The organism is Pseudomonas sp. CCC3.1 (assembly GCF_034347405.1).
Taxonomy (GTDB): domain Bacteria; phylum Pseudomonadota; class Gammaproteobacteria; order Pseudomonadales; family Pseudomonadaceae; genus Aquipseudomonas.
The window spans coordinates 3369645-3381061 of sequence record NZ_CP133778.1; the positions used below are offsets into that span (position 1 = coordinate 3369645).

Annotated in this window: 11 protein-coding genes; 9 read left to right on the forward strand and 2 right to left on the reverse strand. The window is 59.8% G+C overall.

Going from position 1 to position 11417, the window contains the following annotated elements:
- The first annotated feature begins 197 nt into the window (after positions 1 to 197).
- Complete coding sequence (locus RHM56_RS14850; RefSeq protein ID WP_322233350.1) at positions 198 to 1118, forward strand: GGDEF domain-containing protein; 921 nt, start codon at positions 198 to 200, stop codon at positions 1116 to 1118.
- Positions 1115 to 2149, forward strand: coding sequence for an AraC family transcriptional regulator (locus RHM56_RS14855; RefSeq protein WP_322233352.1), 1035 nt, complete (start codon positions 1115 to 1117; stop codon positions 2147 to 2149). Before RHM56_RS14850 ends, RHM56_RS14855 begins: the two co-directional genes overlap by 4 nt.
- 214 nt (positions 2150 to 2363) lie before the next feature.
- Here the strand turns inward: RHM56_RS14855 and RHM56_RS14860 are convergent, their stop codons facing one another.
- Positions 2364 to 3392, reverse strand: a complete 1029-nt coding sequence (locus RHM56_RS14860; RefSeq protein ID WP_322233354.1) for an Ldh family oxidoreductase — start codon at positions 3390 to 3392, stop codon at positions 2364 to 2366.
- Positions 3393 to 3535: 143 nt separating this feature from the next.
- On the opposite strand from RHM56_RS14860, the gene RHM56_RS14865 reads away from it, so the two are divergent.
- The 6 genes from RHM56_RS14865 to RHM56_RS14890 all read left to right on the forward strand — a co-directional run bounded on the left by RHM56_RS14865 (position 3536) and on the right by RHM56_RS14890 (position 8806).
- Positions 3536 to 4411 (forward strand): MurR/RpiR family transcriptional regulator, encoded by an 876-nt coding sequence (locus RHM56_RS14865; RefSeq protein WP_322233356.1) that lies wholly within the window; start codon positions 3536 to 3538, stop codon positions 4409 to 4411.
- Between the two features lie 13 nt (positions 4412 to 4424).
- Positions 4425 to 5180 carry a transporter substrate-binding domain-containing protein gene (locus RHM56_RS14870; RefSeq protein ID WP_322233358.1) on the forward strand — a complete coding sequence of 252 codons (756 nt, stop codon included), beginning with the start codon at positions 4425 to 4427 and terminating at the stop codon, positions 5178 to 5180.
- A gap of 103 nt (positions 5181 to 5283) precedes the next feature.
- Entirely contained in the window at positions 5284 to 6003 is a 720-nt protein-coding gene (locus RHM56_RS14875; protein ID WP_322233360.1) for an ABC transporter permease subunit, read from the forward strand.
- Positions 6000 to 6710, forward strand: coding sequence for an ABC transporter permease subunit (locus RHM56_RS14880; protein ID WP_322233362.1), 711 nt, complete (start codon positions 6000 to 6002; stop codon positions 6708 to 6710). Before RHM56_RS14875 ends, RHM56_RS14880 begins: the two co-directional genes overlap by 4 nt.
- 49 nt (positions 6711 to 6759) lie before the next feature.
- Positions 6760 to 8001 (forward strand): FAD-dependent oxidoreductase, encoded by a 1242-nt coding sequence (locus RHM56_RS14885; protein WP_322233364.1) that lies wholly within the window; start codon positions 6760 to 6762, stop codon positions 7999 to 8001.
- 16 nt (positions 8002 to 8017) lie between these two features.
- A complete protein-coding gene (locus tag RHM56_RS14890; protein WP_416194857.1) occupies positions 8018 to 8806 on the forward strand; it encodes an amino acid ABC transporter ATP-binding protein in 789 nt (262 codons plus the stop codon).
- 46 nt (positions 8807 to 8852) lie between these two features.
- On the opposite strand, the gene RHM56_RS14895 is transcribed toward RHM56_RS14890, so the two are convergent.
- Positions 8853 to 10373 carry an MFS transporter gene (locus RHM56_RS14895; protein ID WP_322233366.1) on the reverse strand — a complete coding sequence of 507 codons (1521 nt, stop codon included), beginning with the start codon at positions 10371 to 10373 and terminating at the stop codon, positions 8853 to 8855.
- Between the two features lie 120 nt (positions 10374 to 10493).
- On the opposite strand from RHM56_RS14895, the gene RHM56_RS14900 reads away from it, so the two are divergent.
- The gene (locus tag RHM56_RS14900; protein ID WP_322233368.1) at positions 10494 to 11402 is read left to right on the forward strand and encodes a LysR family transcriptional regulator; all 909 of its coding nucleotides are present in this window, start codon (positions 10494 to 10496) and stop codon (positions 11400 to 11402) included.
- Positions 11403 to 11417: the final 15 nt, after the last annotated feature.

The following is an 11417-nucleotide window of genomic DNA, read 5'->3' on the forward strand; positions in this document are numbered from 1 at the left end:
ACAAAACACCTTGTAGGAGCGAGCTTGCCTCGCGATCTTTTGATTGTTTAAAAGATCGCGAGGCAAGCTCGCTCCTACAGAATTCATATCAACGATTTTTGACAAGACGCCTGAGCTGATTCGACCCTCACACCCTGTAACATTACTGTCACAGCGCTCTGTTCTGCTGACCAGCATTACGCTTGGGCAGACCCGTCATGACTTGGCTAAACATCCTTAAACACCACCGTTGGAAACTCGGTTTACTGTTGCTGGCCGCCAATATCGGCTTACTGCTGAACCTGGCATTCGGTACGCCCAAAGCCTTTCACGAGTGGCAATGGCTGGACATCATCGGCGAAGGCGGCACCGCGCTGTTTGTGCTGCTGTGGCTGTTTCTGGTGCTTAAAAGCCGCCCCACAGGCCGGGTCACCAACTACTTGTCGATCGGCCTGTGCTGCATCTTCTTTTCATGGTGGATGGACGTTCTCGACGAATTTATCCGCCTGCCCAAACACCTGGGCTGGGATCACTGGCTGGAGTCGGGACCGATGCCTGTCGGCATGATTGTGCTGACCATCGGCCTGTACCACTGGCATCGCGAGCAACAGGCCATCAATCAGCAAATGGAGAAACGCGAACGGGTTTTTCGTGAGCATCGCCTGTTCGACAAGCTGACCCCACTGGGCGGGGCCGACTACCTCAAGCACCAGGTCGGCGAATGCATGGCACAAAGCCGCGAGCAGGAACAACCGCTCTCATTGCTGGCGCTGGATATTGACGACTTTTCGGGCATCAATCAGCACTACGGCCACGCAGAAGGCGACGCCCTGTTACAGGCTCTGAGCCAGTTGCTGCTGCTCAACCTGCGGCGTCATGATCTGCTCTGCCGACTGGCCGGCGACCGCTTTGTGGTGCTGCTGCCCAACACAGGCGAGAGTCAGGCCCGCTTGCTGGCGCTGGAGCTGCAACAAGCGGTACAGAGCCTTGCCCATAAGACCCGGCAACATGGCGAGCGCGTCTGTTTATCTGCCAGCACAGCGGTGGTGATGGCATTCGATGAAGCACCGGATGAACTGCTCAAGCGCCTGAACCTGGCCTTGGCCCGCGCCAAGCCACCACGGAGTCAACGGGCATGACACTCAGCAGCCACTGGTACGAAGCCGACACCCGTTTTATACCCGGGCATTACCAACCCGCCACGTTGATTGATCTGGCGTTGTCACGAGACATCGACAGCCATCGACTGCTGCGCGGGACCGGGCTGTTTTACGACGACATCGTGGCCGGGGGCGCCCGCCTCAGTGCGCAGCAGTTCTTCGGTCTGATTGCCAATGCCCAGCGCTTGCTCGACGCCGATGACAGCAGCTTCTTGTTTGGCCAGCGCTTGCTGCCGGGCCATTACGGCCCTGCCAGCCATGCGCTGCAACAGGCGCAGAACCTGCATCAGGCACTGGAAACCGTAATCCACCATCGGGCCTTGCTCAGCCCCTTGCTGACCCCGCGCCTGCTGCTGGATGACAAATACGCTTACGTGTACTGGCTCGACAGTTGCGGCGCGCAAGAGCAACTGCGTTTTGTGCAAGAGGCCAGCATGACCGCCTTCAAGGCCATGAGTCAGTGGCTCAGCGGCGAACGCCTGCCGTGGGAATGCTGCTTGAGCTACCCCGAGCCGCGTTATGTGGAGCAGTACTGGGTTCATCTGGGCGAAAACACCCAGTTCGGTTGCCAGCTCGACCTGATGCGCTTACCCCGTGAATACCTGACGCATGCCTGGCCCACTGCCTCGGCGATTGCCCGGCAAGTGGCGCACCAGCAGGCGCAAAGCCAACTGCACGACCTTGGCTTCAGCGCCAGCCTGCTTGACCGGCTTTACGTGCACCTGCGCGACCACGCACAACGCGCGCCGGGGCTTGAAGAAGTGGCGCAGCATTTTTCGATGAGCCAGGCCACCCTCAAACGCAAACTGAGCAAACACGGCACCCACTTCCAGGCCCAGCAGGACCAGGCCCGCAAGCATGTGGCGCTGTACCTGTACCAGATCAAGGGCATGAGCAACGAAGCGGTGGCAGAGTATTTGAACTTCAACGACCCGGCCAACTTTCGCCGCGCACTGAAACGCTGGACCGGGTGCACGCCGAATTTGATCCGGCAATTTTTGCGGGTCTAACCCCCTCTACGCGACTCTATGGTGTGCAGCAAGCCGATTTCGTAGCAGTTGCCGAGCCTGAGAGGCTACGTCCGATTGCGAAGCGATCGTAAATCCTAAGTGCAGGGTTTAACTGACACACCGCAGTGCATGATTTTACGACGGCTGCGTCGGGGTGCCGCACCAAGCGGACGCAGCCTCTCAGGCTCGGCAGCTGCTACGAGTTCGCGAACCATTACGCCAGCGCGCGCAGCTTGGCCAATTCTTCAACGCCCAACGGGATGCCTGCCTCCAATGACTTGGCGCGTTCGATAAAGCGCCGATCACCCGGCATGCGTTCAAGGCCCACGGCGTGCATCTGGCGTACCAGCTCGCCACTGCGCTGGGCGAAGCTGTTGCCGCCCGATTTGCTCGGGTCGATGACGATCAGCAATTGGCCTGTCCATGGGGTTTGCGCGCCGGGGTGTTTCTTCCAGTCGAATTCGAACGAGAAATTGCCGCCTGTCAGCGCCGCCGCCAGCAATTCGACCATCATCGACAAGGCCGACCCTTTGTGACCACCAAACGGCAGCAAGGCCCCCCCGTCGAGGATTTCTTTCGGGTTTTCGGTCGGCTCGCCGTGTTTGTCGACGCCCATGCCCGCAGGCAATAAGTGGCCTTTGCGGGCTGCGATTTGCACGTCGCCATGGGCAATGGCGCTGGTGGCCAGGTCGAATACGATCGGGTTGCCGTCAGCACGCGGCGCAGCAAAGGCAATCGGGTTGGTGCCGAACAACGGTTTTTGCGCCCCATGTGGCACCACGCACGTCATGCTGTTGACCACGCTCAAGGCCACCAGGCCTTCTTCGGCGAACGGCTCTACATCGGGCCACAAGGCTGCAAAGTGGTGAGAGTTGCGGATCGCCAGCACCGCGATCCCGGCACTGCGGGCTTTTTCGACCAACAGCTCACGCGCCGCGGCCAGTGCCGGTTGGGCAAAACCATTGGCCGCATCCACGCGGATAAAACCCGACGCCACGTCTTCGACCTGCGGGATGGCCTGGCCATCCACCCAGTTGCTCGCCAACGACGCCAGATACCCCGGAATACGGAACACCCCGTGGCTGTAGGAACCATCGCGCTGAGCCCGGGCGCAGTTGTCGGCCAGTACCTGTGCCACGGCCTTGGAGGTGCCATGACGCTCGAAAATCTGTTGCAGCAAAGCGCTCAGTTCGCTGAGAGACAGCGATTCTGTGGCCGATGTGGAGGTAACGGGCTGGGACATTCTGCGCTCCGGTTTAGTTGTTATTGTCGATGTGCAACGGCGTGGCCAACTATCCTGCTATGACAGTTATCTGTCAATTCTTGACTTAATGACAGAAAACATTCACTTTCTGCATCGTGCTGAAACAAGAACAGGAAGCAGCCGTGAGCCAGTCGATTAAACAACGCCTTGAAAGCAGTCTGTCAACCGCCGCGCCTTCGGGTCGGGCGATTGCCAGTTACATGCTGGCGAACCTCTACGAACTGCCGTTTCAGACCGCCGCCGACATTGCCGGCAAGCTGGGTGTCAGCGAGTCCAGTGTTGGGCGCTTCTGCCGCTCGCTGGGTTACAGCCACTTCAAAGAACTCAAAAACGATCTCAAAGACGACCTCGGCGATGGCCCGTGGCTGGTCGGTGATCGCCTGCAAGAATTTCGACAGCAATCGAGCCAAAGCCCGCAGGCCTTGCCGCGCAGTTTTGAGCTGGAAGTCGCAGCCTTGGTCAAGGTGTACGAATACAGCCTGACGCCCGAATGGCAAACCGTCAGTCAGCGCCTGGCCACGCGGCGCAAAGTGTTTGTGGCAGGTTTCCAGACCGAGCGCGGGATCGCCGCCTCCATGGTGCATTTGCTGCAATACCTGCGCGATGGCGTGCAATTGGTCGATGGCGCCGCCGGGCATTACGCCGACGTGCTGCTGTGCCCGGCGCAAGATTGCGCACTGGTGGTGTTCGAAGCCCGCCGTTATTCGCGCCACGCCCAGCAACTGTGCCGCAAGGCCCGTGAAGCAGGCATTCCCGTCACGCTGGTGACCGATACCTTCTGCGACTGGGCCGAGCAGTGCGCCGATGAAGTGTTTCGCGTACCGACCGAATTCAATCTGTTCTGGGAATCCACCGCAGCCATGCTGTCGCTGGTGCACCTGCTGATCAACGAAGTGTGCAAACAACTGGGGCCTGACGTCGAGAAGCGTCTTGAGGCAACCGCGACCTTACACAATGAGTTCGTGGGTTACACATCCTCACCCGGATCAAAACAATAAAACGAGGTGCTAGATGAAATACGTCATTCGCTTTGCAAGTGCATGCGCCCTGGTGGCCGCCGTTGCCGCCAACGCTCACGCCGACACGCTGACTATCGCCACCGAAGGCGCCTACCCTCCCTTTAACACCACCAATTCCGACGGCACAGTGTCCGGCTTTGACGTCGACATCACCAATGCCCTGTGCGAACGCATGAACGCACAATGCAAGATCGTCGCCCAGGATTGGGACGGCATCATCCCCGGCCTGATGGCGAAAAAATACGATGCCATTGTCGCGTCGATGATCGTGACCGATGAACGCAAAAAGAAGATCGCGTTCACCAATCACTACTACCGCACCCCGCTGTCGATCGCCGTGCCCAAAGACTCTGACATCACCGATGCGCAGATCAACTTCAAGGGCCGCACCATTGGCGCCCAGGGAGCAGCGACCCAAGGCATCTACGCCGAAGATCACTACGAGAAAGCCGGGGCCAAGCTCAACCTCTACCCGACCCTGGACGAGGCCAATGCCGAGCTGAAAAACGGCCGCGTCGATGCGGTGATCGCCGACAAATTCCCGCTGCTGGACTGGATCAACAAGGCCAGCGACGACTGCTGCAAGATCATCGGCGACGTCAACGGCACCAATGCCGACGCGGCGATTGCCGTGCGCCAGAGCGATAACGTGCTGCGCGAGCGCTTTAACAAGGCGCTGGACGAAATCGTCGCCGACGGCACCTACAAAAAGATCAGCAGCAAATACTTCGACTTCGACATTTACTGAGTCGCCCGCCCTCGTTTGAGGGCTTCCCTGCCAATGACCCGGCCCTGCGCATCTCGTGTGCGCAGCGGCTGAATTTCGCCTTTTTTTGACCGGGGACTCGAGCATGCTCGACCAACTCTCACTTCTTTCTTTCGCCAGTGGCGGCTGGGGCTCGGCGCTACTGGCCGGGGCCATGGTGACCATTGCACTGGCCTTGAGCTGCCTGCCCATCGGTTTGCCCCTGGGGCTGGCCGTGGCCGCAGCGGCACGCTCGAAAAACCGCTGGGTGCGGGCGTGGGCAACCACCTTTTCCACGGTGTTCCGTGGCTTGCCTGAATTGCTGACGCTGCTGATCATTTATTACGGCTGCCAGATCGCCGCGCAAAAGTTGCTCGCCATGATGGGCTATGACGCTCAGGTAACGATCAATACCTTTGTCGCTGCGATGGTGGCTTTTAGCCTGGTGTTTGCCGCCTTTTCCAGCGAAATCTGGCTGGGTGCGTTCAAGACCATCCCCAAAGGGCAGTTCGAAGCCGCCTCGGCGCTGGGCCTGAGCAAATTCACCACCTTTCGCAAGGTGGTGCTGCCGCAGTTGGCGCGCATCGCCCTGCCCGGTCTATCGAACAACTGGTTGTCGTTGCTCAAGGACACCTCGCTGGTGTCGACCATTTCCCTGGTGGACCTGATGCGCCAGACCAACCTGGCGGTCAGCGTGACCAAAGACCCGATGCTGTTCTACAGCGTCGCGTGCCTGGGCTACCTGTTTTTCTCAGCCATTTCCGGACGGCTGTTCGCCTTCCTTGAACGCTACTTCAGCCGCCACCAACGGAGCGTGCAGCCATGAGCCTGGCGGATCTGCAGAACATGTTTCTCAACCCTGACCTGCTGGAGCGCTACGGCCCGCGCTTTATCGACGGGCTGCTGGTCACGGGCAAGCTGGTGGCGATTTCCTTCACCCTCGGCGCGCTGCTCGGCCTGCTGATTGCCTTGGGACGATTGTCCAACAACCGATTTTTACGCAGCTTTACCGGCGCTTATGTTTACTTCTTTCGCGGCTCGCCGCTGCTGGCTCAGTTGTTTTTACTGTATTACGGCCTCGGCTCGTTCAAAGGTTTTTGGCAAGACATCGGCTTGTGGTGGTTCTTCCGCGATGCATGGTTCTGCACCCTGCTGGCCTTCACCCTCAACACGGCGGCGTATCAAGCTGAAATTCTGCGCGGCAGCATCCTGTCTGTGGCTCAAGGCCAACGTGAAGCCTGCAAGGCACTGAACCTGTCACGCTGGACCACCTTTCGCAAAGTCGTCCTGCCGCAATCGCTGCTGGTGGCCATCGGCCCACTGGGCAACGAGCTGATTTTGATGATCAAGGCCAGCGCCATCGCCTCTCTGGTGACCATTTACGACCTGATGGGCGTGACCAAAATGGCCTTCTCCCGCAGTTTCGACTTCCAGGTGTATCTGTGGGCCGCCGTGCTCTACCTGCTGATCGTCGAGGTCGTGCGCCGCAGCCTGAAATATATCGAAGGCCGCCTCAGCCGCCATGTGCAGTAAGCCCACTTTTTCGGGCTGTTAAAACGGCCCTCGTTTTAAGGATTTTTGTATGCATTGCGACACTCTCGTTCTGGGCGCCGGCATTGTCGGCGTCAGTACCGCGTTGCAACTTCAGGCCCGCGGACGCAACGTGGTGTTGCTCGACCGCGACCAGCCCGGCAGCGGCACCAGCCATGGCAACGCCGGGCTGATCGAGCGCGCCAGCGTTATTCCTTACTCGTTCCCGCGTGAAATCTCGCGGCTGCTGCGTTACGGGCTCAATCAGCAACCCGACGTGCGCTACAGCCTCAAGCACCTGCCTAAAGCCGGGCCGTGGCTGATGAAATACTGGCAGCAATCCAGCAGCAAGGGCTTGGCCAAAGCCACCCAGGCCATGCTGCCGCTGATTGAAAAATGCGTCAGCGAACACGATCTGCTGGCAGAACCCGCCGGCATGACCGGTTTGATTCAGGACAGCGGCTGGATCGAGGTGTATCGCACTCCGGCTGACTTCGACAAAGCCCAGCGCGATGCGGCAGCCCTGACCGAATTCAAGCTCAACTACCGAGTGCTCGATCAACAGCAAGTGCACGCGCTGGAGCCGGGCCTGCACGGCGATGTGCTGGGCGGTATTCATTGGCTGGACCCAAAAACCGTCAGCGATCCAGGCGGCCTGACCCGTGGTTACGCTGCACTGTTTATCAAGCGCGGCGGCACGTTTGTCATTGGCGATGCCACAAGCCTGCGGGCAACCGCCGGGCAATGGCAGGTTGAGAGCCAAAAAGGGTTGATCATCGCCCATGAAGCGGTGGTAGCACTCGGCCCGCAGGCGCGGGAAATTTTCGAACCATTGGGCTATCGGATTCCACTGGCGATCAAACGCGGCTACCACATGCACTACGCCGCCAAAGACGGTCACACCATGCAACACCCGATTCTCGATTCGGTCGGCGGTTATGTGTTGGCGCCGATGGTGGGTGGTATTCGCCTGACCACCGGAATCGAATTCGCTGACAGTGATGACCCGATCAACGAAATCCAGCTGCGCCGCTGCGAAGAGCGTGCTCAGCGTCTGTACCCGCTGGGTCCGCGCGTCGATGCCGAGCCCTGGCTAGGCCGCCGCCCGTGCCTGCCGGACATGTGCCCGGTGATTGGCCCGGCCAGTCACCACAAAGGCTTGTGGTTCAACTTTGGCCACGCGCATCACGGCCTGACCCTGGGCCCGGTCTGCGGGCGCCTGTTAGCCGAAATGATGACGGGCGAATTCCCGTTCACCGACCCTACGCCCTACAGCGCCGAGCGCTTTTACTGATCTCTGGAGACACATTATGCACGCTCAACCTGCTTACGTTCATAACCCCGTGTCGCCCGAGACAGACACCCGCAAGGTGGTGGTGGACATCGCTGGGCTGAACAAATACTACAGCGCGTTTCATGTCCTTAAAGGCATCGACCTTAAAGTGCGTGAAGGCGAGCGCATCGTGCTCTGCGGCCCATCCGGCTCGGGCAAATCGACCTTGATTCGCTGCATCAACCGCCTGGAAATCGCCGAGAAAGGCAGGATTCTGGTCAACAACACTGACCTGTCAGAAGCCAGCCGAGAAGCCGCCAAAGTGCGCAGCGAAATCGGCATGGTGTTCCAGCATTTCAACCTGTTCCCGCACATGAGCGTGCTCGATAACTGCATTCTGGCGCCAATGTCGGTACGCGGGTTGCCGCGCAAAAAAGCTGTGGAACTGGCGCAGCACTTTCTGGAAAAGGTCGGCATTGCCAGCCAGGCGGACAAATACCCGAGCCAACTGTCAGGCGGCCAACAGCAGCGCGTGGCCATCGCCCGGGCGTTGTGCATGGAACCCAAAATCATGCTGTTCGATGAGCCGACCTCAGCGCTGGACCCGGAAATGGTCAGCGAAGTACTGGACGTGATGGTCAAACTGGCCGGCAGCGGCATGACCATGCTCTGCGTCACCCACGAAATGGGCTTTGCTCGTCAGGTGGCGGAGCGGGTGTTGTTTCTGGACGGCGGCATGATCATCGAAGACTCGCCGCCCGAAGACTTCTTCAACGCCCCGAAAAGCCCGCGGGCCAAGGCGTTTTTAGCGCAGATCGTGCACTGATCCACTGTAGCCGCTGCCGCAGGCTACGAGGACTTGCGCGAGGATTTCAAGGAAACGGAGTGCTACGCACTCCTTCGCAGCCTGCGGCAGCGACTACGGGGTGTTCACGCAGAAACCACAGGATCAACAGTGCAACCGCCACGGTCAGGGCTGCCAGCCCATAAAACAGCGCCTGAAATGCGTGCAGGTAGGCGGCGCTCAGTACGTCCTGATTAAGCCCCTGAGCCAAACCCGCAGCCTGGCTCATGTCACCCGCCGCCAGGTATTGCGCCGCCCCCGCGCTTGAGCGCGGCAAATGGCTTTGAATCAATACCGCCAGCAGCGCACTGACAATGGCCAGTGAGATCCCCTCACCTGCTACACGCGTGGTACCGAAGATGCCTGTCGCCATGCCCGCACGCTCCTTGGGCACGACGCTGACCGACAGCCCGTCCATCAAACCCCACGGCAAACCGGTACCGGTGCCGATCACCAGCAGCGGCACGATCAACTCAATTGACGGCCGGTTGATCCCCACTTGGCTCAACAGCAACAACCCGGCCGCCGCGATCATCAAGCCCGCGGCTGACAAAACCCGCGCCGAGGCCCAGTGGGTCAGCACACCGGCCAGGTAAGGCACGATCAGCATCGGCGCAGACAAGGCGATCATCAGCAGCCCGGTCTCCGTTGCACTGCGCCCTTCGATGCTAATCAAGCGTACCGGCAGCAACACCAGCAGCACGACAAAACAAAAGCAGGTCGCAATCGGCAGTAACTGCACGCCGACGAAACGCGGGTAACGAAACAATGAAAGCTCAAGCATCGGCCGCGATGCCTGCCGTTCAATCCGCACAAATACCGCCACGCACACCCATGCACCGAACAACATGCCGAGCACCGGGGTGCTGCTCCAGCCACTGCCGGGCACCAGCAGAATGCCCCAGGTGAAGAGCACCAGCGCGGCCGTGAAGCTCAAGGTGCCCTTCCAGTCCAGTTCGCTGGCCTGCGGATCTTTGGACTCTTGCATCATCGCGATGGCCATCAACAAGGCCAGCCCACCGATGAGCGCACCCGAGACAAACACCGCGCGCCAGCCAATGTGTTCGATCAAGACCCCGGCCAGGATCGGCCCCAGCGCCAGGCCGACACCAAAACTGGTGCCCAACAGGCTAAAGGCCCGGGTCCGGCTGCGCCCTTCAAAGGTATTGGCCAGCGCCGCACTCCCGCCCGCCAGAGCAGCCGCTGCGGCCACGCCCTGTACCGCCCGCAGCCCGTCGAACCAAACGATCGTCGGGGCCAGCCCCAGGGCCAGAGACGCCAGCACAAAGCCTGCGACGCCAAAGATAAACATGCGTTTGCGCCCATAACGATCTGCCAGGGTGCCTGCGGCCATCAGCAAGCTGCCAAAGCTCAACATAAAGGCATTGGTGATCCAGGTCATACCCAGCGGCCCGCTGCCCAGGTCGAGCCCAATGGCGGGCGTCGCCAGCGCGCCGCCTGAAAAACTCAGAGGCAGAATCAATGCGGCCGTGCAAACAGCCAGCAACGTCCAGCCTGCGGACCTGCTCGGTGTGGAATGAAAACTCATGAATAAGGCTCCAGGCGTGCAGAGAAAGAGGGTTAAACAAGGATAAAAGCGATTCATTCGGCGAAAAACAGGCTATAAATCCGCTCTAACACGACTAAAACTCCTGAATAAAGGTGGCCCATGGAAAGCTTGAGTGGCCTGAATGCATTCGTGACCGCCGCCAGATTGGGCAGTTATGTGGCGGCAGCCGAACGGCTGGGCATCTCCGCGTCGGCGGTCGGCAAGAGCGTGGCCCGCCTGGAAGACGGGCTGGGGGTGCGGCTGTTCAATCGCAGTACCCGGCGCCTGAGCCTGACCGAAGAAGGCACGCTATTTTTTGAGCGTTGCAGCCGAATCATCGATGACCTGGAGGAAGCTGAAGCCGAGTTGACGTCGTCACGCGAGGCGCCGCGCGGCCGTTTACGCGTGAGCCTGCCAGCGATTGGTTATCGGATGCTGCTACCGATTCTGGGCGAGTTCACCCGTCTCTACCCGGAGATCGAACTGGACATGGACTTCAGCGACCGCATGGTCGATGTGATTGGGGAAGGGATGGATGCAGTGATCCGCAGCGGTGACTTTGCCGATTCGCGACTCAAGAGCAGACCGCTGGGCGCCTTCCACTTTGTGCTGGTCGGTGCACCTGATTACTTTGCGCGGCTGGGCAAGCCTGGCGAACCTCAGGACCTGAAACAGCATGTGTGCTTGCGCTATCGATTCCCCAGCAACGGCCAATTGCAGGAATGGGCGTTCACTGGCGCTGATGACGACAGCCTCTGGAAACGCTCGAACCCACTGGTGTTCAACAACCTTGAAGCGCTGATCAGCGCGGCTGTAGCCGGTTTTGGTCTCGCTTATGTGCCGGACTTTGCGGTGCGTCAGGCATTGCAGAGCAATCAGTTAATGGCGGTATTGGACGAGCACATCACCGCCCATGGCCGATTTTCGGTGCTATGGCCCAGCAGCCGCCATCTGCTGCCTAAATTGCGCGTGTTTGTGGATTTTTTGGCCGAGCACATGACCCTGAGCCCGCCCCGCACACCCGTGTAGGAGCGAGCTTGTCTC

Coding starts and splice junctions, on each gene's coding strand:
- RHM56_RS14850 (WP_322233350.1), top strand. CDS start 198: ATGACTTGGCTAAACATCCTTAAACACCACCGTTGGAAACTCGGTTTA.
- RHM56_RS14855 (WP_322233352.1), top strand. CDS start 1,115: ATGACACTCAGCAGCCACTGGTACGAAGCCGACACCCGTTTTATACCC.
- RHM56_RS14860 (WP_322233354.1), bottom strand. CDS start 3,392: ATGTCCCAGCCCGTTACCTCCACATCGGCCACAGAATCGCTGTCTCTC.
- RHM56_RS14870 (WP_322233358.1), top strand. CDS start 4,425: ATGAAATACGTCATTCGCTTTGCAAGTGCATGCGCCCTGGTGGCCGCC.
- RHM56_RS14875 (WP_322233360.1), top strand. CDS start 5,284: ATGCTCGACCAACTCTCACTTCTTTCTTTCGCCAGTGGCGGCTGGGGC.
- RHM56_RS14880 (WP_322233362.1), top strand. CDS start 6,000: ATGAGCCTGGCGGATCTGCAGAACATGTTTCTCAACCCTGACCTGCTG.
- RHM56_RS14885 (WP_322233364.1), top strand. CDS start 6,760: ATGCATTGCGACACTCTCGTTCTGGGCGCCGGCATTGTCGGCGTCAGT.
- RHM56_RS14890 (WP_416194857.1), top strand. CDS start 8,018: ATGCACGCTCAACCTGCTTACGTTCATAACCCCGTGTCGCCCGAGACA.
- RHM56_RS14895 (WP_322233366.1), bottom strand. CDS start 10,373: ATGAGTTTTCATTCCACACCGAGCAGGTCCGCAGGCTGGACGTTGCTG.
- RHM56_RS14900 (WP_322233368.1), top strand. CDS start 10,494: ATGGAAAGCTTGAGTGGCCTGAATGCATTCGTGACCGCCGCCAGATTG.